The organism is Alkalicoccus saliphilus (assembly GCF_003044065.1).
Classification (GTDB): domain Bacteria; phylum Bacillota; class Bacilli; order Bacillales; family Salisediminibacteriaceae; genus Alkalicoccus; species Alkalicoccus saliphilus.
Genome location: NZ_PZJJ01000002.1, coordinates 1 through 21,578, shown reverse-complemented (window position 1 = coordinate 21,578; position 21,578 = coordinate 1). Strand labels below are relative to the sequence as shown.

21 protein-coding genes are annotated in these 21,578 nt (G+C 43.5%); 4 read left to right on the top strand and 17 right to left on the bottom strand.

What is annotated here, in order from left to right; translation table 11 throughout:
• Window positions 1–66: 66 nt before the first annotated feature.
• Window positions 67–975, bottom strand: coding sequence for a DUF5996 family protein (locus C6Y45_RS01650; protein ID WP_245922472.1), 909 nt, complete (start codon window positions 973–975; stop codon window positions 67–69).
• A gap of 168 nt (window positions 976–1,143) precedes the next feature.
• Here C6Y45_RS01650 and C6Y45_RS01645 point away from each other — a divergent pair, with 168 nt between their 5' ends.
• On the top strand, window positions 1,144–1,467 hold the full coding sequence (locus C6Y45_RS01645; RefSeq protein ID WP_107583286.1) for a hypothetical protein: 324 nt from the start codon (window positions 1,144–1,146) through the stop codon (window positions 1,465–1,467).
• A 145-nt stretch (window positions 1,468–1,612) separates the two neighbouring features.
• Here C6Y45_RS01645 and C6Y45_RS01640 read toward each other — a convergent pair whose 3' ends face one another.
• Complete coding sequence (locus tag C6Y45_RS01640) at window positions 1,613–2,242, bottom strand: hypothetical protein (protein ID WP_107583285.1); 630 nt, start codon at window positions 2,240–2,242, stop codon at window positions 1,613–1,615.
• Between the two features lie 326 nt (window positions 2,243–2,568).
• On the opposite strand from C6Y45_RS01640, the gene C6Y45_RS01635 reads away from it, so the two are divergent.
• Together C6Y45_RS01635 and C6Y45_RS01630 are read left to right on the top strand one after the other, a co-directional pair.
• The gene (locus tag C6Y45_RS01635; RefSeq protein ID WP_160058061.1) at window positions 2,569–3,291 is read left to right on the top strand and encodes a LytR/AlgR family response regulator transcription factor; all 723 of its coding nucleotides are present in this window, start codon (window positions 2,569–2,571) and stop codon (window positions 3,289–3,291) included.
• A gap of 812 nt (window positions 3,292–4,103) precedes the next feature.
• Complete coding sequence (locus tag C6Y45_RS01630) at window positions 4,104–5,786, top strand: putative bifunctional diguanylate cyclase/phosphodiesterase (protein WP_107583283.1); 1,683 nt, start codon at window positions 4,104–4,106, stop codon at window positions 5,784–5,786.
• A gap of 290 nt (window positions 5,787–6,076) precedes the next feature.
• On the opposite strand, the gene C6Y45_RS01625 is transcribed toward C6Y45_RS01630, so the two are convergent.
• The 13 genes from C6Y45_RS01625 to C6Y45_RS01565 all read right to left on the bottom strand — a co-directional run bounded on the left by C6Y45_RS01625 (window position 6,077) and on the right by C6Y45_RS01565 (window position 17,982).
• Window positions 6,077–7,645 (bottom strand): ATP-binding protein, encoded by a 1,569-nt coding sequence (locus C6Y45_RS01625; RefSeq protein ID WP_107583282.1) that lies wholly within the window; start codon window positions 7,643–7,645, stop codon window positions 6,077–6,079.
• A 240-nt stretch (window positions 7,646–7,885) separates the two neighbouring features.
• Window positions 7,886–8,830 carry a DUF4349 domain-containing protein gene (locus C6Y45_RS01620; protein ID WP_160058059.1) on the bottom strand — a complete coding sequence of 315 codons (945 nt, stop codon included), beginning with the start codon at window positions 8,828–8,830 and terminating at the stop codon, window positions 7,886–7,888.
• Between the two features lie 226 nt (window positions 8,831–9,056).
• On the bottom strand, window positions 9,057–9,251 hold the full coding sequence (locus C6Y45_RS01615) for a hypothetical protein (protein WP_107583280.1): 195 nt from the start codon (window positions 9,249–9,251) through the stop codon (window positions 9,057–9,059).
• A 30-nt stretch (window positions 9,252–9,281) separates the two neighbouring features.
• Window positions 9,282–9,671 carry a hotdog family protein gene (locus C6Y45_RS01610; RefSeq protein WP_107583279.1) on the bottom strand — a complete coding sequence of 130 codons (390 nt, stop codon included), beginning with the start codon at window positions 9,669–9,671 and terminating at the stop codon, window positions 9,282–9,284.
• A gap of 25 nt (window positions 9,672–9,696) precedes the next feature.
• A complete protein-coding gene (locus C6Y45_RS01605) occupies window positions 9,697–10,692 on the bottom strand; it encodes an MBL fold metallo-hydrolase (protein WP_107583278.1) in 996 nt (331 codons plus the stop codon).
• Between the two features lie 248 nt (window positions 10,693–10,940).
• Window positions 10,941–11,360 (bottom strand): VOC family protein, encoded by a 420-nt coding sequence (locus C6Y45_RS01600; RefSeq protein ID WP_107583277.1) that lies wholly within the window; start codon window positions 11,358–11,360, stop codon window positions 10,941–10,943.
• Window positions 11,361–11,466: 106 nt separating this feature from the next.
• Entirely contained in the window at window positions 11,467–12,378 is a 912-nt protein-coding gene (locus C6Y45_RS01595) for a glycine betaine ABC transporter substrate-binding protein (protein WP_245922470.1), read from the bottom strand.
• 133 nt (window positions 12,379–12,511) lie between these two features.
• A complete protein-coding gene (locus C6Y45_RS01590) occupies window positions 12,512–13,501 on the bottom strand; it encodes an NAD(P)/FAD-dependent oxidoreductase (RefSeq protein ID WP_107583275.1) in 990 nt (329 codons plus the stop codon).
• Between the two features lie 26 nt (window positions 13,502–13,527).
• Window positions 13,528–14,994 (bottom strand): betaine-aldehyde dehydrogenase, encoded by a 1,467-nt coding sequence (betB, locus tag C6Y45_RS01585; protein WP_107583274.1) that lies wholly within the window; start codon window positions 14,992–14,994, stop codon window positions 13,528–13,530.
• A gap of 24 nt (window positions 14,995–15,018) precedes the next feature.
• Window positions 15,019–15,375, bottom strand: a complete 357-nt coding sequence (locus C6Y45_RS01580) for a Rieske (2Fe-2S) protein (RefSeq protein WP_107583273.1) — start codon at window positions 15,373–15,375, stop codon at window positions 15,019–15,021.
• Entirely contained in the window at window positions 15,375–16,463 is a 1,089-nt protein-coding gene (locus tag C6Y45_RS01575) for an amidohydrolase family protein (RefSeq protein WP_107583272.1), read from the bottom strand. Before C6Y45_RS01575 ends, C6Y45_RS01580 begins: the two co-directional genes overlap by 1 nt.
• A 360-nt stretch (window positions 16,464–16,823) precedes the next feature.
• The gene (locus C6Y45_RS01570) at window positions 16,824–17,318 is read right to left on the bottom strand and encodes a GNAT family N-acetyltransferase (RefSeq protein ID WP_107583271.1); all 495 of its coding nucleotides are present in this window, start codon (window positions 17,316–17,318) and stop codon (window positions 16,824–16,826) included.
• A 79-nt stretch (window positions 17,319–17,397) separates the two neighbouring features.
• Window positions 17,398–17,982, bottom strand: a complete 585-nt coding sequence (locus C6Y45_RS01565; RefSeq protein ID WP_107583270.1) for a helix-turn-helix domain-containing protein — start codon at window positions 17,980–17,982, stop codon at window positions 17,398–17,400.
• An 88-nt stretch (window positions 17,983–18,070) separates the two neighbouring features.
• Here C6Y45_RS01565 and C6Y45_RS01560 point away from each other — a divergent pair, with 88 nt between their 5' ends.
• The gene (locus C6Y45_RS01560) at window positions 18,071–19,060 is read left to right on the top strand and encodes a DMT family transporter (protein WP_107583269.1); all 990 of its coding nucleotides are present in this window, start codon (window positions 18,071–18,073) and stop codon (window positions 19,058–19,060) included.
• A gap of 235 nt (window positions 19,061–19,295) precedes the next feature.
• Here the strand turns inward: C6Y45_RS01560 and chrA are convergent, their stop codons facing one another.
• On the bottom strand, window positions 19,296–20,465 hold the full coding sequence (gene chrA / locus C6Y45_RS01555) for a chromate efflux transporter (RefSeq protein ID WP_107583268.1): 1,170 nt from the start codon (window positions 20,463–20,465) through the stop codon (window positions 19,296–19,298).
• Between the two features lie 246 nt (window positions 20,466–20,711).
• Window positions 20,712–21,449, bottom strand: coding sequence for a hypothetical protein (locus C6Y45_RS01550; protein WP_107583267.1), 738 nt, complete (start codon window positions 21,447–21,449; stop codon window positions 20,712–20,714).
• Window positions 21,450–21,578 lie beyond the last annotated feature (129 nt).

Genomic DNA, 21,578 nt, shown 5'->3' with positions numbered 1-21,578 from the left:
ATAGTCTGTCTGCAAAAACTTTATGAAAAACAACCGCATAAAAGTTCCCGGTGCAGCCTCCGGTTATCATTCCGTATTCTGCGGCTTCATCTCCAGTGGAATGAAATAGTTGGAACATCCCTGCCACCCGAGCTCCCCGCTTAATATATCAAAAGTGGAATGGAAAAAATCCTGCACCGCTTTTTGCGGCACCCCGGCTGAACGAATGGTTTCCACATTTAAAAAGTACTCGCTTAAAGCACTGTCAAAGTAGGCTCCTTCCGGCTTTAAGGATGTACCGTCGAGATCTTTATTAATAAAGGGATAAGGAAGCACAAAATAGGAAGGTACGTCCACCTGTTCGTCCCCGAGCCAGAAACCAAACTCAATCATCTGCTCATCGAACGCAGCTTTTTCAATAATCTTGTCTTCAGGAAAAGGCTCCATAATACCCGGCAGGATTATCATAGACACATCGAATGTCCCCCAGAACAAGGCCGGTTTGACTTTACGGCAGCGAAGCGGGCCGATAAATTTCGTCTGCTCCTTTACTGCTTCCTGAAACAACCGCAGCCCTTTTAAGGCGCTTTCTTTATGGTATAAAAGTGGAGTGCTGTCCTCATTCAGCAGCTGCTTGTATGCCATTTCCTGCGGCTTTGGATTAATGGAAACATTTAGATCGTGCTTCTGCAGTTTATGAAATATTTCGTCAAAGTAGTCCCGGATTGATTTGGAAGATTCGATAATGACAGACTCTGTTTTCCCGTCTACATGAATAAGGATCAAACTGTTGGGTATATCCACATCCAGCTGAAACACATGCTCTTTTTCAAAAAGCAGGCCTGTCGTAAAACCCGAGGGCGTCAGCGGAAGCGTCACGTGTGCCCACTGCGGCTCCTGCTGTGCTCTTTCCAGCTTAATTTTTCCAAGGATTTGAGAAATAAGGTGCAGCGTGAACTTCGTATCCTTCCATTCGGAGTGGCGAATAATTTCCATAGTCATTCCCCTTTCATAATTGTAATGGTCTACTGTCTTCTTTAAGACTTAGTTACTTCTTCCCCGCACCGGGGCTGTTAAACCAGTCGAGATCAGGAATGTTTTTCAGAGGGATAATCAGGGGATATAATCCATAGTTACCAGCAATTGTTCAGAGGAGGTTTTTTGATGCACAATCAGGACAAAGACATCAACCCGTATGCAGAATTTAAAGGTGCTAAAAAAGAAAAAGACCGGAAGCCAGTTTTCCGGATCATTGATTATGCCTGCTACGTATTCGGAACTCTGCTTATTATCGCGATGGGGACGGGCTGGAACCCGCTGCCGGAAGAAGGGTACCTTGGCGCGACTTTTTTCTTCCTTGCTGCTTTATACACAGGCTCCCATGCGCTGGAGGGCGGTATCGATGGAAAGAAACGGGTCGTTCTCATGTTTGGTATACCGGCATTAATCGGCCTCGTTACAGCGATACTTTTTGTTTACGTAGTATAACCGTTTTTATAGGCTCTGTTAAAGAACTGTACTTTTCACTGCTTCCATCCGACACAATAAAAAAGGAGCCGAAGCCCCGCCTTATTCATACTAACTATTAATAAAACTTTTAATTTTAAAAGCCGGTGCCTCCTTTTCATCCAAGTTAATCTATAAACTGCTGGTCACCGGGATCCTCCGAAGCCTCCGAAATTTTGTCTTCCACTTCCCATTCATACTCACTTAATACCCTGTTCACAGCCTGCCTTGTCTGATAGTCTTCCGTAGCGTAAGGAATTGTCAGAGTCCTGCCATTACCGCTGAATGTATAGGAGGTAACACGCTGCGTATCCTCTTCCACAACCCGCGACACACTTTCCACGTCCCCCCAGTGAATTTCATCTTCAGAAACACTCCAAAAAGCATTCACCTTCACTCCTGCTTCATCCAGATAAGCATAATGATAGATAGATAAGACGAAAATAGGGAATGCTGCTGCCATAAGAAGAGTATGCACACTCAGTGACCGGTCATTCCAATTCTTTTTCTCCGCAGCCGCTTTTATAAAATAAAGAGAAAACAAACAGACGGCGAGCCAGATCATCGCCCCACCGAAACCGAGATAGGCAGCCCGGGGACGTATAAAGGACCAGTGGTCGTATGAAAAAAAGAGCATATCCTGAACCATCATGATAACTATCACAGGAACAAAAAAAGCAGATATTATAAGAAGCGGCCCTGCAGTTAAAACATAAGGCATAAGGGTGTCCGCATCTATTTGTTTTCGTCGCTTCATGTAATGTCCTCCTTCGCAGCTTCTTCTATAGGCTACGAACAGAACTTCAAATCGTTTCATAATAGAGGATGAATTTGAAATAAATTGTAATTTGACATAAGCTGTTTCTTCTAACCGAGCTGCTGTTCTTCAACTGCTGACACATAGGTATTTCCAATTTACACAGGCTCTCCTAAGCCGGATCCCCTTATGAGTCAAAACATATCTGTTACAATAGGAGGCAGCTATAGTAAGTTTCCTCTGCTGACTTAAGTACATGCTTAATTCGGAAGACATCCTTATACCCAGTCAGCATGTTAAAATTTTTCGGAAAGGTTTTTTTAATTATGAAGAAAAGAACAGTAATAATTGCGGAAGATGATAATAATTCATCGGAAATCCTGCAGGAATTTTTAAAGAAAGCTGCTGATTTCGAAATTGTCGGCGTGGCAGAAAACGGAGAAGAATTAATAGAATTGAATTTTAACCTTAAACCGGATGTTGCTCTCGTCGATATTGGCCTTCCTGTGCTCGATGGCATGAAAGCGATTAAAGAGTGCATTAAAACAAATCCTTCTCTTCAATATATATTTACGACAGCTTATGAAGAATTTGCAGTCGAAGCTTTCGATATTTCCGCTGCAGATTATATCGTAAAGCCCATAAAAAAAATACGCCTTTACGAAGCACTGGAAAAAATAAAATCCCCTGTTCCTTCCGAAGAACCTGTGGCGGCGGATAAAAAAAGTAAAAAACTAATTGTTAAAACAGGTACCGCCCTCCAGGTAATAAATTCTGATACGATTGTTTTCATTGAAAAGATAAACCGCAAAACTTTTATTCACACCCGGGAAATGACGTACGAAAGTAATGAAACACTTGGGAATTATGCGAAAATGTTAAACGATAACTTCTTTTCCAGCCATCGTTCCTACCTTATAAATTTGAATTTTGTTTCGCAGATTATCAGTGACGGCGAAACATATTTTATCTACTTTCACGATTTCAGTAAATATGCTCACGTATCAAAGCTTAAATACCTGGAACTTGTAGAAAAATTAAAACGATAAAAAATCGTAACTGCTGGCACATTTCCCCGCAGGTCATTCTTAAACGAAACAAAATCACCCACCAGCCCCCTTGTCAGCCTTTTCACCTGCTAATCGAGCTTTATGACGGGTCATCAAGCGAGAAACGGCTGACACGATTCTTCTTTCCTGCCGATATAACTCCTTCCCCCTTTTTTTGACGCTATATTAAGTTTCGCTGTTGATGACTGGGTGAAAACTTTGTTCCTGACCGTCCCCCCTTATGGAAACGAAAGCGGGCGTCCATTTTTATTTTTAGAGCCCCTTTTTAAAAACCATTTTTTATAAACATTTCAGACACCTAATCACCCATTATAGACCCGTAAACCTGTCATTCACCTGGATTGCATTGTCTCCATTCCTTCTCTCACTTATAATTTAATGTTAGATAAGTGGAGGGAAACCTTACATAATCCAGTTCTTTTTTAGTTATTTATATATAAGAAGGGAAAACTCTCTTTCTTTATAGTGCACGTCATCGATTGAAGAAGAACAGCTTAGCACCCTGGCAGCAGGAAGGTGAGAAACATGCCAGAAATTCTTTAACAGGTGCCAGTAAAATTTTAATGACTTGAATCAATTTCATCAGAAGTTTTCCAGACAGAAATACGATGGCGGAGGAAAATCTCTGTTATAAACGTAAACTTTCTCGAAATCCTGCCTAAGTGAATTTAATTCAATCTTGCAATATAAATTTTTATTATGTAATTGATTTACTTATATTTAGACAATTTTCCTGCTCAATCTATTTTTAACATTACGAAAGCAGTACGTTCAAAAGGAGTGGGCGCGTTTTGGATAATTTGATCGACTATCAGCAGATGGCCAACCATCTGGATGATGAGGTAGTTATTTTTAAAGTAGAAGACCGTAACCGTTATCACTTCGTGTTTCTTAATGACAAAGCAGCCAAAAAATACAGCCTGAAAAACCCAATAAATAAAATTCTTCAGGATATCCTTCCCATTTCCGAATGGGCAAAAATAAAGAGGTATTATAAGGAAGCTGTTTCCAAAGAAAACCCGGTTACTTTTATTCAGTACAGAGAAGAGAGTGTTGAAGAAACAAAACTTTCATTAATTTCAAGTTCAAAGGACGGTTTAAACTACATTCTCGCTGTTACTAAAGATATTACGAAAGAAAAACATCTGGAAAGAAAAAATAAATTTCTTGAGAACAATGATCCTATAACCAGTCTGCCCAATAAATCTCTATTAAAAAACCAGCTCGCCAATTCTATCCTGAATTCCAAAGAAAAAAAATCTTTGACCGCTCTTCTTTACATCTATGTTGATGGTTTTCAAAGCGTACATGATTACTTAGGCCATTCTTCGTGCGTCGATCAGCTTTTAATTGAAGCTATCGGCCGTATTAACGGATGTTTTGAAGGCGAGCAAACGCTGGCACGAACAGGGAACCAGGGTTTCTCACTCCTTATCACAGATATTTCGCAGCAAGAAACCGCAGTTACCTGTGCAAAATCCATAATAAAAAGCTTGGAAGAACCGTTTTACTATAACGAGCACACGTACCATCTTTCAAGCAGTATTGGTATTACGTATTATGACGGCAGTGAAGAAACTTCAGTCGAAGAACTCTTGAAACAGGCTGAACTTGCTATGTATATGGTAAAAAAACGTTATAAAAACCATTATGTTGTGTACAAAGAAGAAATGCAGCATATGATCCAGCATCAAATAAATATCGGCGGCGATATTCAAAAAGCTTTAAATGAAGAAGATTTTTTCCTCGAATATCAGCCTATCATTGATATGAAAACCTACCGCATTAAAAGTTTGGAAGCGCTTGTCCGATGGGATCACGAAACAATAGGCACCCTTCACCCTGTTCAGTTCATTTCTCCCGCTGAAAGAACAGGCTTAATTGTTCCGCTTGGTGAGTGGGTTTTAAAAGAAGCATGTACACAGCTGGTAAAATGGCAGGAGCAAGGTTTAAAGGATGTCAATATTACTGTCAATGTGTCGACTGTCCAGCTTCAGAAAATAGAAAATTTTTACGAAATGGTTCAAAAAGTTTTGGCAGAGACAGGCGTATCACCTGAAAACCTGGAACTTGAAATTACTGAAACTATCTTCATGGAAAACATTGAAGCACTCTTCGTTATTGTAGAGAAATTATCCGACCTCGGTGTTCAAATCTCCATTGATGATTTCGGCAGGGGACACTCTTCGATGAATATATTGAAGTATCTCCCGGTCAATACAATAAAAATTGACCAGTCATTTTTAAGAGAAAAGTCGGACGGGGCCAAAAATCGGGCTGTAATTAAATCAATCAGCGGCCTCGCTGAAGATTTGCAGTTAAAAACTGTTATTGAAGGTATTGAAGATGAAGATCAGCTCACCCTTGCCTTAAAGGAAGGCTGTTACCTGCTTCAGGGATCCTATTTCCTTCCTCCTTCTTCAGTCAATGAAGTAACTTCGTATATAAATAAAAAGACTATTATTACCAATTGATTTTGATCTCCCCCTCGGTGTCCTGGTTTTATACTGTTCTTTTAAAAAGCTGTAAAAAAAAGATGAAGGGCTTTCCCCAGGTTAAAGAGGAAAGCCCTTTTTATCTTTTAATTGCTGGAACTCAGCCATGACTGACGATAACAAAAGATGCAGTGAAATAAAATCAGGGCTGTATGCTCCTGCTGCTTTGACTACTCTCTGACGGTTTCAGAGCATTCTTCAATAAACTCCGTGTTTTTAAGCTGTTTTCCTCATTAAAAACCTGATTTCTATCTAACAGACAGGCTCCTTTACTTCCTTTTTTCAGTATCTTCGAATAAACTAATCTGTTCCTTTTCAATTTTTTTGAAAGAGACCCAGAATGTAGCACCTTTTTCCTCGTTGTTATAAGCCCCGTACAAACCGTCCATTTCTTTTGTCAGCTTCGAAACAATCGCGAGCCCAAGGCCGGACCCTTTCCACTGCTGCATGTTCCGCTTACTGCGATAGAACGCTCTGAATAACATGTCTATTTCCTGTTCTGGAAGTCCGATTCCTGTATCTTCCACATTCAGCTTCAGTCTGTTCTGTCCTTTTGACGTATAGATTCGAATAGTACCATTTTTGGTATTGTACTTGAGGGCGTTTGTCAGTAAATTGTTGATAACCTGCTTTATCCGTCTATGGTCAGCCTGAATATATAGATCTTCCTCCATCGGTTCCACCTCTATATCAACGTGTGGGAGTTCTTCAAAAGAAATGGATGAGATGCATTCTTCCAGCACCTTTTTTACAGGAAGAGGCTTTATGTTTAAACGAATATTTCCGGCTTCAATAGCAGAAAAATCGAGAATTTCTTTGATTAATTCCAGCAAGTGGTTGGACGAATTATTGATGCGGTTCAGCATTGATAAAGATTTTTCGCTCATTTGTTCATCGTCCAGCAGAATTTGGGTAAAGCCGGAAATAGAATTTAAAGGTGTACGTAAATCATGGCTCATCTGCGATAAAAAAATACTTTTCGTCCTGTTTGCTTTTTCTGCATTCATTTTAGCTATCTGCAGTTGATGCTGCTCGAGCAGCAATTTAGTATTTCTTTCTTTAATTTTATTATAGTCATGCTCAATTTTCTTTAACTTCTTTTTGTCTGATTCGGCAAACTCCAATAAATAGTCTTCATTGTAGAAAGGAGATTTGACGATCTGTTCATCTGTCATAAAATACTCATGAACTTTAAGCATTTCATTTTGAATAAAGGAGGAACAGGTCAGAGCATTATACGAGCAGACGCTGATGACATGCTTTTCCCCGAGAAGCTCATCACAGGCACATTCATATTTTCTCAATTCGCTGATGGCGTTGCCCTGCACTAAAACCTGACCCCATATTCTCGTAGTGACATTGTCCATAAAATTCGGTTCCAGAAGCTTCAACAGGTTTTCATATGACTTGGACGCATTAAAATCGGTGTCCGAAGAGTACAGGTCGTCGTTTTCGACGTACGTGATCGTTTTCAGTTTCTTTTCAGGCATTCCTTTTTCAAGCAGTTTTTCTTTCACCTTTTCCAAAAAGGATCTGGACTCCACAATAATAATCTTTTCTCTTTTTAACATACCTTCTGTTACATAATTCACAGTATGCTCCATATACCGTTCCTCATCATCAAACATATAGAGAATATGAGCTCCCTGCTTATTTCCGATTTCATTTATATGATCCTGAACATTCATTTTTTTATGTGCGGCGGTCGTCTGGGGTTCCCTCATCGTTCTGCCTCCTCCGTGTCGCTGTTTATCATACTCAGGATGAATCCTTCCAGCTATTATATCAAATCTTCTTCTACGGGTAAGTACGTCAAGTCCGGCTTTTGGTAATGTCATAAACAAAAATCCCGCTCTTCAGTAAACACAGCCACTGAAAAACGGGAAAAGACAGCTGCACCAGCTGTTAAAATCATTACAGGATATAGTTGAATCGTTTCAAAAAGACATTCTTTTGTATTTAATGTCGAATTAAAGAAGTAATCTCCACCTCTTGCGGAAACTTTCCGCGGGACTTGTCTTCATCTTACCTGCTTTCAAGGGATGAGTAATCATTTTTATAATGAATATAAATCCGGCTTATTTTTCTCTTTTCTGCTGCTTCTTTTTCCGGTACCGGGACAGCCAGTACACAGATCCTGCAATAACAGCAAGCGGAACAATTACCGGGGATAATCCTATGAAGATAATAATTACCCGGGATAAGGCTGTAAGCATTAAATTCACTGTGTTCATAAACAGACGCTGTGCTTGTTCGAGAGTATTCAGCGACTCCCGATCCTGAATCTGGTCGACATGAACAGCTCGTTCCTGTATGCGGATTGTGACTGTGGAAAACGCCACCTGGTTTTCCAAATAATTCATTCTCCCGGTCACTCGTTCAATTTCACTCTGCACCTCATCTAAATTCTGAGAAATCGCGAGCAGATCTTCCGTCGTCTCCGCCTCTTCCAGAAACGTGAGCAGCCTCTCTTCCACCACTTCCTGGGACTCGAGGTAAGACTCAAGGTCGACATACTCTTCCGATACATCATTTCCGGTAGTAGACCGTTCCAATACTGTTGTGCTTGCAGATTCCAATTCCTGAAGAAACGGATGGAAATGCTCCTGTGGGATTCTGACGACTATGCTTCCGCTGCGTTCCTCGTTTTCTCTTTCCTGCTGGACATTGGACTCTACGACATACCCTCCCATACTATCGACTTGGTCCTGAATGGCAGACTGCACAGTATCAAAATCGTTTACTTCGATAGAGATGTCTCCGTTGTAAACCACCATTTGTCCTGTTTGATCAGCAGTTGCTTCTTCCCCGCTTTCCGGAAAATTTTCCTCTGAGCCGTTTTCTTCAGCGGGGGCATTCTCAGCCCCGTCATTTGACTCCACGAGTCCTCCATCATTGTCCACTGCTTCCTCTGTGTTTCGGTTATCGACAGCCTGATTATTTTCTGACTGATTCATGCATGCTCCAAGAACAACAAGCACTACAGTCAGAAATATGAAAAGAAGATACTGTTTTCTTTTCATAATTAAAACCTCCATTCTGTCTCTGCTTATAACTTTAGTCGTAAGAGAGAGACAGCAGGTTACAAAAAATGGAGGAAAACCCTTTGTATAGATCTATTGCTTAAAAACTATTAAACAGGGGCCTAGTTAATCTTCTGTGCTTTATAAGATAGCCGCGGCCTTTTTTCTTCGCCTTGCTGAATCGAAGTTCTCTTCGGCAATTAATATTAAATTTACAAAGCTGTTTTTATGTAACAAAATAACCGGCTGCAAGTATTAATAAAAGCAGAACGAAACATATGGCGATGATTTTTTTCGTTTTATTTTTTTCTTCTTTAGAAGAATTATTCATTTCTTTACTTGTTAATATTTTTATATTCGCTACGAGTATGCCGACAATTAACATAGCTGCCGAAACAGCGGCAGCCGTAAATATCTCCATCCTTTTTCTCCTTTTCTGATCATACCTGTATTATGTATCCCTCTCCAGAATAACCCCTGCAAACTCCCCTGTCAGTACTTCTTTTTCCAGTTGGTTGTGGCAGCGGAAGGAGGCCGTAATCGCCGTGCGTTTTTTTTCCTGTTTTTCGTACTGACCAATTGTGACGCGGCAGACGATCGTATCGTCTGTGAACACCGGACGCAGAAATTCGAAATTCATCGTCCGGGCCAGCACATTATGATCTCCGCCGACTTTAGTCGGAAGTACGGCAGTTAAAAGTCCCTGTACAACGAGTCTCCCCTTCTCATCCGGGGTCAGGTGATGGATACCTTCATCTCCGGAAATCCTCGTAAAAATTTCCACATCTTCTTTCGTAAAAGTACGTTCAAATGTAATAATGTCTCCTGTTTCTAAAGCCATAGGTTTTCCTCCTTTCCTCCTTACATTATTTGATCGCAGCCGGCGGCAGTCCTATCCGTACCCAGTCTTTCGGTTTAATATTCCTGTTCATCCAGGACGCATCCGGGGCATGATACGAAGCGGCAGCTTTCAAGTACTCTCCGTGCCATAAGGCGGCTTCGGAACGTATCATTTCCTCCATCAGCACCGGAAGAAAATCCGCCGGTTCCACGTTAAAAGCATGTTTTGCAAAATCACGGAACCAGCCGCACGACAGCAGATAGCTGTTGATTTCATTTTTATGCAGGCCATCTTTAATCATCAGGGTATAGGCAAAAACCCGCTTGCACCCATGCCAGGCGACTTTCTCCGGTTCTTTCAGCCATTTCTCCGTTCTTTTTCTTGCTTTATCGATAGCGGTCCCTGGGTCGTCCATCGCCGGACCGTGCCCGGAATATGCTTTTTTGATCCGGAAGCGGGAAAGTTTCTCCAGACTTTCCATCGACCGGTGAATCGCCGCTGTCCCCTCCCGGAACGTATTGAGCCAGCCGAGGTCGTCCCGGTGAAACAAATCCCCTGCCATAAGTATTTCTTCTTCCGGGGCATAAAAAGAAAGATGGCCAAGTGTGTGGCCTGGTGTTTCTACTGCCTGAAGCACCGTACTTCCGGAGGTGATTTCATCTCCTTCTGAAAGCGGCTGCTGAATACGGTAAGGCTCCACAGGCTGGTCAAGCCACTCTGCACTGCATGCTTCCGGATCGACGGCATTCACTGCCCCCGCCTCCCAGCGGTGAGCCGCGATGGGTGTCCGGTAGTTTTTCTGAAAGTAATAGTTTCCTCCGGCGTGGTCACTATGGTAGTGAGTATTTACAATCTGCCCTATTTTTTCCGGCTTTACTCCGGCTTCTGTAATAAGCTGCTTCGTTCCTTTAATGTCGCTTCCGAATCCTGTGTCAATCAAGAGCGGCTTCTTTCCTTTAACAAGCACCATATTGGCACTCGGAAACGTTCTTTCAATAAATACTATATTCGTATCGTTCAAACAACTCCCTCCCCCTTCAGCAGATTATCGTCCCGCAGCCATATAAGATATTTCTTTCTTCATCCGGTCAGGCAGCTTTTTTGTCAGCGCTTTCATAAAATTATACATAAGAAACCACCGTAAGTAAAAAATTCTCATACTTGATTTCGGCATAATAAAGAGGCAGAAGATGCTGGATTATCTCCCCTGCCTCACGGTTATTTAATTTTCATGTAAAAGCTGACTGTTGTAATAAAGTACTTTCTACTCTAACTTTCGTCTTCATGATTAACCTGCCATTCGATTCCGAATCGATCGGTAACGCTTCCATAGAGCCTGCTCCAGAATGTTTTCTGCAGGTCCATGTTGACATGTCCGCCCAGCTGAAGTTTTTCGAAATAGCTCCGCAGGCGTTCCTCATCTTTGTTTGAAACAGAAAGGCTGATGTTATTTCCCTGCGAAAAAGGCATGTCAGGGAAGACATCTGAAAACATGATCCGGCTGCCTTCCACCATCAGGTGAGTATGCATAATTAAATCTTTCGCTTCCTCCGGCATGGAATAGTCAGGATCTGGAGGAGCTTCTCCAAATGTCATAAACTGAGGCTTACCTGCCTGAAACACATCTGCGTAAAATTCCACGGCTTCCCTGCAGTTTCCATTGAAATTAATATAAGCATCAACTGCCAATGGAATCACTTCCTTTTCTCAGGATACGTGCTTAATTACAGTCTACTCTGCTGTTAAACTGAAGGCAACGGCTGAATAACAAAATAAGGAAAACACTTCTGTAGACCTATTCCTGCAGATCTTCAATAGATTCAATATCCATATAGTCCGGTACAACGAGACCGATTCTCGTGCCTTCTGTATTTGGTCCCAGATCTTCTATTTCCTCTTCGTAATCATCATAATAGTTTTGCTGCGCCGGGAGCCAGGAAGCAAACATCGCATCGGCACTTCCGTCTGCTATACCGGCGTACATAGCATCAATCATTACTTCTACAAGATTTGTTTCGTAGCCCAGATCCTGTAGAACTTCGCTTACAACGTTTGTAGCCGCTACAGCGTCCGCCCAGTTCACGAGAGTCAGTTCCACTTCCTGACCATCGCCTTCTTCGATACCGTCTGTCCATTCCGCAACAAGCTCCTCATTTTCCTCGATCCACTGTCTTGCAGCTTCTTCCACCTCAGTATCTTCTTCTTCAGCCATTACCATAACTTCTTCCATTTCGCTCATTTCCCATTCAAACTGATCAAACAATTGGTAGACACCGGGAAGGTCTTCTTCAAGCCCGAGACGTGCCATAGTATGTATATCATTTCCTTCGCCAAAAACTCCTTCAGGGTCTTCAAGAAATTTAAGGTCAAATTCGATAAACTTCCAGTGCGGCTGCCAACCTGTAACGATGACAGGTTCTTCATCTTCAATCGCGTTACCAAGCTCCGCCGTCATAACTGGTCCGGAACTGCTTACAACGGACCATTCCTCTTCCAGTTCGTACACTTCAATTGCTTCGTCTGCATTTTCCATAATTCCCGTGCCCGGATCAATACCGATGATTTCGTAGTCTGTTTCTTCTCCAATAGAGGCAGCAGCTTCATCATTTCCTTCTGCTCCTCCTTCACCGCTGGCACAGGCGCCTGTAATAAATAATAAAGAAGTAATACTCAATATACTTATTGATTTCGAGTTTTTAATAATCAAAATATCTCTCCTCATTTAAATACTTTTAGTGAAACGTCCTGAGACTAATTACTGAAAGCCTATGAAATTTGTTTCCTTAAAAGACTTTCTTGAAAAGAATACTTCAAATTCATCTGCTAATCAATAAACCGCATTAAAACATACTCGTGCTGTGTTTCGGCTGTGCTTTCGCAGCAGGATCTATATACATCTTTGCGTTGTTTACAGCGAGAGGCGCTTCCCCAAATCCGATCGCAATCAGCTTTACTTTTCCTTCATAAGTGGCAATATCTCCCGAGGCGTAAATACCTTTAATATTCGTTTCCATTTTTGAATTAACGATAAGAGCATTTTTCTCAATATCCAGCCCCCATGATTTGATCGGTCCGAGAGTGGAAACAAAGCCATGATTAACAATGACTGCATCCACATCAATTGTTTCCCGCCCGCCGTTCTTTTCCTGAAGAACGACATGTTCAATTTCCTCCTCGGTTCCTTGAAATTCTTCGACCGTATACGGGGTTTTGATATGCACGCTGGATTGAAGAAGTTCCCGCTCACTATGTTCATGACACCTGAATTTGTCCCTTCTGTGGACGAGCGTAACTTGTTCAGCAACAGGCTCAAGCATGAGGGCCCAATCTACCGCCGAGTCGCCGCCGCCGGAAATGAGCACTTTTTTGTTTTTAAAAGCCTGCAGATCGTTTACGAAATAATGAAGGTTTCTGCCTTCATAGCGGGAAGCTCCTTCAAGCTTGAGCCGTCTCGGTTCAAACGCTCCCGCTCCGGCGGTAATAACTACGGATTTGGAATAGTGGGTATCTTTATCTGTATTCACTTTAAAATGCTGTTCACCCAGTTTTTCGATATGCTCTACGACTTCTCCGAGGGCAATTGCCGGATTAAAATAAGAAGCCTGTTCGAACAAATTATCAACCAGCTGTTTTGCCCGCACTTTTGGATAGCCGGCAATATCATAAATGTACTTTTCGGGGTACAGCGCTGCCAGCTGGCCGCCAATTTCCGGAAGACTGTCAACGACTTTGACCTTCATTTGGCGCATCCCCCCGTAAAACGCTGTAAACAATCCGACCGGTCCCCCGCCTACGATAGTTAAATCATAAATTTCTTTCTCCTCGTTCATAAGTCATCACCTGTATTCCCAACTCTTTATTTGAACCAGTTCAGTGGTTCCGGGTTTGTATTCTGAAAAATGTGCTTCTGTTCTGTATACTCTTCCATCCCGATGTGGCCAAGCTCCCGGCCGATACCTGACTGTTTATAGCCGCCCCAGGGTGCCTGTGGAATATAAGGATGAAAATCGTTTATCCATACCGTTCCCATGCGGAGACGGGCAGCAGTTCGTTCTGCTTTTCCAAGATCGGTCGTCCAGACGGCTCCAGCCAGACCGTAAATTGAATCGTTGGCAGTTGCCGCTGCTTCCTCCTCTGTTTTAAACGTTTCTACTGTGAGGACCGGGCCGAACACTTCCTCCTGGACAATAGTCATTTTGGATTCACAGTTTGTAAATACAGTCGGCAGATAGAAAAATCCTTCCGAAAGCTCCGATTTATCCGGACGCTTCCCTCCTGCTGCGAGAAAAGCTCCTTCTTCTTTACCAATCTCCACAAACTTTTCAACCTTTTCCCGATGCTCTGCCGAAATGAGCGGACCCGACTCCGTGCCGTCTTCCATACCGTTTCCAAGCTTAATCTGCTTCACCCTTTCTATGAGGGCTTCGACAAACTTATCATGGAGGGATTCTTCAATTATAAGCCTTGCTCCGGCTGAACAAATCTGGCCTGCATGAAAATAAACAGCATTTAATGCCTGATCGAGAGCGGTTTCAAAATCACAGTCCGCGAATATAATATTCGGATTTTTCCCACCAAGTTCAAGCGCGATTTTTTTCATGTTATTACTGGCTTCCTGCATAATTTTCTTTCCAGTGATCAATCCCCCCGTAAATGAAATCATATCCACTTCATGACTTGCGGCCAGTTCTCTGCCTGCTGCAGCACCAGGACCCATAACAAGGTTAATTACCCCTTTCGGAAAACCTGCTTCCTCCATTAGTTCAAACACTTTAACGGTTGTGAGAGGAGTGATTTCACTCGGTTTCATGACGAGCGTATTGCCTGCAGCGAGCGCCGGCGCAAGTTTCCACGCAGCCTGCAGAAGCGGATAATTCCATGGGGTAATCTGCCCGCAGACACCTACCGGCTCCCGGATAATTCTGCTCGTAGAATCAGGAATAGGCGAGGAAGCAAGTTTTCCTCCGTCTTTATCGGCAAGGCCGGCATAATACCGGAATACGCCAGCGATATCATCCATGTCAGCTGCGCTTTCAGTCAGTGTTTTTCCTGTGTCCAGAGTTTCCAGATTCATCAGTTCCTCTTTATCCCGTTCAATCAGATCTGCCGTTAAAGCAAGCAGCTTTCCGCGTTCTGCAGCGGGAACTGACGTCCAAGCTCCCTTATCAAATGCTTCCCGCGCTGCAGCGACGGCCCTTTTTGTATCGGCTCCACTTCCTTCTGTCACCGTGCCGATTACCTTCTGATTGTAAGGATTGATTATCTGCCTTGTATCTTTTGAGAGCGATTCGACCCACTCACCGTTAATAAACATTTTTTTCATGTATTTTCACTCCCGTGGGGCTGTCTACTTGTAGACGATAACCTGCTCGTTTTTGACGTGAACTTTAAAGTTTCTTATTTTTAATTTTTCATTAGCGAGCATGCGTCCCTCGTTTTTTATATCAAATTCCCGACCGTGCCAGGGACAGCGGAGAATATCGCCTTCTTTTACGAAGTTATATTCTCCGACCTCATCCGTCGCGGCGGGGGCTCCACACAGTTTCCCTTTGGAAAGCGGAGCACCTTGATGAATACAGCGATTTAAAAAAGCGTAGTAATGACCGTCTGAGGCTCTGCACAAAACGATGGAATGCCTGCCAAACGTGCTTTCCATCATTTCTCCCGGCTTCAGGTCTTCTTCGTGACAGACTATTTCCCCCATTATTGTTCCTCCTTTAGATGAGCAAGTTTCGGATAAAAGTTCCTGGCATTTTCCGAAAACAGTTTGCGTTTCAAATCCTCATCGAGGCCCGGCGGCAGCGCTTCATATGGAGAATCATAATCCCAGTGCGGATAATCGGTGGAAAAGGAAACAATTTCATCTGATCCCATCTGTTCGAACGTCTGAAGAAACTCTTTTTTCGTCATTTCCTCCAGCGGCTGCGTTGTAAAGCAGATGTGCTCACGGATAATGTCACTCGGCATCCGTTTTACCCAAGGCACCTCGTGGCGCAGATCACGGTACTGCTGATCCATTTTCCGCATCAAAAACGGCACATACGTGAATCCGCCTTCTATCATCATCATCTTCAATTTCGGAAATTTTTCGAAAACACCGTTAAAAACCATGTTTGTTACCATCGTCATGTGAGCTACGGGAATAAGTGTATGCCACTCAATAAAGTATCTCGGCCAGCCTCCATAATGGATCGGTGGCTCATTGTGGTGCATCCCGATCATTAGCTCATACTTCTCAGCGGCTTCGAATATCGGATGATAGTAAGGGTCCCCCCACAGCTTGTCATCAATAGGAAGCAGAATCTGGATCATTTTTTTATGAGACCCGACTCTTTCGATTTCTCGGACAGCACTCTGAGGATCCTGTGCAGCTATATGCACGGAGCCGTAAAGACGCTCATCCTTATCCAGCCAATTTTCAATCTGCCAGTCATTGTAGGCACTCGCGAGAGCGGCAGCCATTTCATACCATCCGTGCATCGAAGAAGGAGAAGGATCAAGTGCTCCAGTGAGAATACCAACGTCATGACCGATCGCATCCAGCAGCTGTTCCTGCATGAAAGGAAGGTCGGATCCCGCCGGTCGTCCGTCCGGAACGACAGCATCTGCCCGGTTGACACCTGCCACTGCAGGCTGAGTGAAAGGCATATGTTTTTCCTGAATCCATCCGCAGTCTTCAATATAACGTTTATACGGCTGTTCCAGGTAAGGAAGAAGCTCCTCATACTCCACCCGTTCGTGAATATCCGTATCAATTAAATGAAGTTTTTTCTGTTCTTTTGTCTGTGCCATAGCTTTCATTTCCTCCTTGTTTTACACTGGTTATCTGCTGAAAAAGCATAGCATAGGGACTTTTTACCTCCAAACTTACTCCCGGACGATGACAGCACGTTACCTCGTTCAGTGAACGTCAGTGCAGTTCAGTGAAAGCCAGTGACATATTTTCAGATTATTTTCCTCTGAGCCGTAGAAACAGTATTATTTTATACAGGAAAATAGTGGCCGAAAGACTTTCATCAGCAGTTAAAAACAAAAAGCGGAGCAGAATTTTCTGCTCCGATAGGGGTGCTTCAGTATATAAATTCAGAAAATCATTAAACCGCAGTGTCCGATTATCGATATGTAACCTCTCCCTTTTTGCAGCTGTTGGATTTACAGCAGAAGGGACATGTAGTATTCGTCAGCATACTCTCCGTCAATTTTTAAGGAATCTCTTTTTATCCCTTCAATTTCAAAACCCATTTTTTGATAGAGCGCCAGAGCAGACTTGTTTTCCAAAAGCACTGTCAGTTCCAACCGGTATATACCTTCCTTTTCCGCCCAGTCTATCGCATGACTGAATAAAGCTTTACCAACCCCCTGTCCCCGGCTGCTGCTGAGGACACCAATAACAATATAAGCCCTGTGGGAAATCCGGTTCGGCTTTTCTCCCCTCAGCAGCAGATACCCGAGAATTTCAGCTTCGTCTTCAGCAATAAATACAGCGGATTTTTCGGTACTGTTCGTTTTTACAATAAAGGAGCTGAGAGAGTCGGAATCCATCTGTCTTTCTCCGGGATCAAACAACATGAACCCTGATTTTTCTGCATCTTTCATTACTTGCATTATTTGTTGTGCATCAGTTTCAGCTGCTTTTCGTATTCTCATCCTGTATTCCCTCCAAGTATCGTCCCATGAGTAAAACATGAAGTCTTGCTTCTGGGATAATTAATTTGCCGCAGCAGAGCTAATCCGTCCGGCTGTAAGTCATTACAAAATGCAGGACAGCTGTTTTTGGTGAAGGATTTTTATAAGTATGAGGGCTGTCCCCGTAAAATTTGATCGAGTCGTATTCATGAAGATGCTGAACTTCATTCTGCAGCTCAATAATGACTTCCCCTGCCATTACGGTTAAGTATTCTATGACTCCTGCCTGATGCGCACCTGGGGAATACTCACTGTACGGCTTTAAAAAGGCCCGGTGTATTTCCAGGGATCCAAAGCTGGAGGTATCAAAAACAGGTTCGAGCGTACAGGATCCGTCTGCACTGATTACTTTATTGCCTTCGTGTTTTCTTGATACAGTTACTTCCGGCTGTTCATTAATTAATGACGATATAGGTATTTTAAGCCCGTTTGCTATTTTCCATATGACAGCAAGAGAAGGATTAGCCTCGCCTCTTTCAATATTTCCAAGTGTCAGCTTACTGACCTCTGTCAGTTCGGCAAGCTCTTCCAGCGTAAGCTTTCTTTCTTTTCGGTTTTTTCTTAATGTATCTCCAACCCGTTTCGCTAATTTTTCTGGATTGTTTGAAGCGTCATAACTGTTCATTTCATCAGCTCCTGTTTTCTTTTTATTGAAAGTATATTATAATTTACTAATAATTAAATATAATATACTAAAAAGGAGGGCGGTATTAATGAAGGAAATACTGATAGGCACTGCAGCAGCGATGTTTTTCGCAGTGACATTTATTCTGAACCGCTCCATGGAGCTTTCGGGAGGCAGCTGGATATGGAGCTCCTCCCTGCGCTTTTTGTTTATGTTTCCTTTTCTACTGTTAATTGTACTGTTCCGCAGAAGCTGCACACAAGTACTCCAGGAAATCATTCAACGACCCCTTCCATGGTTTATATGGAGTTTTGTCGGATTCTTTCTTTTTTATGCACCGCTGACCTACGCTGCCGCATTGGGTCCCGGATGGCTTGTTGCAGGTACGTGGCAGCTGACGATTGTCGCCGGCGCCCTGCTCGCTCCCCTATTTTTCCGTACAGCAGAAACACCCGGCGGTACGGTCAAAGTCCGCCATAAAATCCAGGGCCGGGCGCTCGGTATTTCCTTTGTTATTCTAGGCGGAGTTGCACTGATTCAGCTTCAGCAGGCAGATCAGCTGTCTGCTTCAAGCCTTGTAATCGGTGTCCTCCCCGTCGTTATTGCTGCCTTTGCCTATCCGCTCGGTAACCGTAAAATGATGGAAGTGTGCGGCGGCCGCCTGGATACTTTTCAGCGGGTGTTCGGTATGACGCTCGCCAGTCTTCCATTCTGGCTGCTCCTCGGCATTTTTGGACTGTTTACTGCCGGTCCTCCCTCGTCCAGTCAATTACTGCAGACTTTTATTGTCGCGGTCTGCTCCGGCGTCATTGCCACGACTCTGTTTTTCATCGCGACCGACCGTGTAAAAAAAGACCAGCAGAAGCTTGCTGCGGTGGAAGCCACACAGTCTGCCCAAATAGTCTTCGTCGTTGCAGGAGAAGTACTCCTGTTATCTGCTCCTCTGCCGAACGGCCTTGCTGTGCTCGGGCTTATTGTAATTATTTTTGGAATGTCCCTCCACAGCTACGGAACATTTAAAACGGGAACCCGCACACAATATGGAAATCATTCTGCAAAAAAAGAACGTAACGCGTAACCGAACCTTCTGAATATGGTACCTATGAAGAAACCGTAAGCACCTTATACTCAACGGTGAAATGAAACGGGTTTAAGCATAATTTTATATTCCTGAAAATATTCTGCACAGAAGTTTTTTAGTGCGTAAAAAAGCCTGACAGACTGAATTTCTCTATCAGGCTTTAATCATATAAAACTTTTCTGTACTTTCTTCAGGGCAATTCCTCAAATACTTACACGTAAAAACTGTTTCGTTATCCTCCGTAAAAAATGATCCCTCCGACGATGCCGATTATTACAGCCAGCCAGGCGGGACGTTTCCAGTAGACGAGCATCATAAATAACAGCGCCGCAAACGCCAGATCCGCCGGACTCGTCACAGCTGACGTAAATACCGGCTGATAAAGGGCTGCTGCAAGAATCCCCACCACTCCGGCATTTATACCGGCTGCCGCTGCACGCATTCCTGGCTTCTGCTGAATAAGAAGCCATATAGGAAGTACACCTAGAAGCAGAAGAAACGCAGGCAGAAAAATAGCGATTGTCGCAGTAACGGCACCGGCAGTACCATCGATTACCATGCCGAGATAGCTCGCAAAAGTAAAGAGCGGTCCCGGAACGGCCTGAGCCGCCCCGTATCCTGCAAGAAATTCACTTTCTGAGATCAGTCCAGCCGGGACAACCTCCCTTTCTAAAAGTGGGAGAACAACGTGGCCTCCTCCAAAAACGAGCGCTCCGGCTCTGTAGAAACTGTCAGCAAGCTGCAGATGCAGGCTGTCAAATGCTGCTTTAAGTACCGGCAGGAGAGCCAGAAGCCCAAAAAAAGCCGTCAGACATACTGCTGAAAATTTCATCGACAGCTTTACGGGAAGACTCTCCGCCGATGGCAGCTTTTCCTGGCGGTAAAGCCACCAGCCGATGAGTCCGGAAGCTGCAATTACAGCGACCTGAATCCAGACTGCCGGTATAAGCAGAACAAGAATAAACGCCAGAACGGCAATGGAAGCCCGCTGGTTGTCCGGGGCAAGATTCCGTCCCATTCCTAAAAGAGCGTGTGCTACAATCGCTACTGCAGTAATTTTCAGGCCATCTATTATTCCGAGCTCAATCAGCCCCTGCTGCTGAAATCCTACGGCAGCCGCCATCAGAATCAGCACCGATGGAATAGTGAATCCAATAAAGGAGATAATTCCTCCAACCGTCCCTCCCCGGGACATTCCTATTCCTATTCCTACCTGACTGGAAGCCGGTCCGGGAAGAAACTGACACAGCCCGACCAGATCGGCGTACTGTTTTTCTGTCAGCCATTTTCTCCGTTCTACATACTCCTCCCGGAAGTAGCCGAGGTGGGCTACCGGTCCGCCGAACGACGTCAGCCCGAGGCGCAGGGAAACTATAAAAATTTCCAGCCATTTCTTTATCATATGTCCACACGTCCCTTTCCCATTCAACACGAATTCCGGCCACCCGAATTAGTAGCACTGAGCTTTCCGCCTGAACAAACGGAATCCACTTCTATGATAACAGAGCTTCGGCAAAAAAATCATAATTATTCATTCAGTGAACGTTTCGTAATACTGAATCTCCTTTTGAGCATTTTCAAACATAAGTTCTTTCAGTTCCACTGCTGTAAAAACTTCTTCATGTACGTCGAATAGTATTAACACTGCTTACTCCGCTTCTGCCGGATGGCTGCCGTACTTCGAGAAAACATCCTGGATGTCATAGTAGGAACGTTTTAACCGCTCTTCATACATTGGTTCCTCCCATTTCTCCCACGTATAATTTCCGACAGGAAGGGTGGAAGTTTTATCCTCACTTCTCCTTAAAACAGCACTCACTGCTATATTATCTATAAAAATAGAATCACTCAGTCCTTCATTCTGAAGATCTCCAATAAATTCCCGCTGACTCGGATCTTTTGCGTTTAAAAGCATCCATGGAATCCGTATTTCCACATAGTTATTTTCTGCTGAAAACATGTAATCATGAAGGGAATTATATTCCTCCTCCTCCGGATCCGCCTGCCCGTGAAGGAATTCTCCTGTTTCATAATATTCAAAAGGAATTGTTTCCCCGGTGTCTGGACGTATGATTTCTTTGTTCAGGGCTAAACGGATTGGCTGAAAAGAAGTCATGATTTCTTTCTTTTCCTTATCTGAGTAAGTTTCCTCTGTGATATCTTCTCCGTAGTCATGGAAAAAAGTATCATAATCGCCTGCGATCATCATCCTGCCTTTGTCCTCATTAAGAGACAGTCGAAAATCTGATTTCATTCCTCCTGCTCCGATCCCATTTTCCGACCGGATGCTGAAATATAAATTCAACTCGTCTCCTGCTTCGAACTCCCCTTCTGCCTTTACGTACAAATACCTTTCGTCATGATCGGCGGTTACACTCTGCAGCACCTTGATGCTACTCTAAAAACTGGACACAGCTAATTGGGGGAAAGCATGTATAATGATCTGTACATGGAACCCACATTAGAGGAGTGTTCAAGATGGTAAAACGAAAATATGATAAAGAGTTTAAACTAC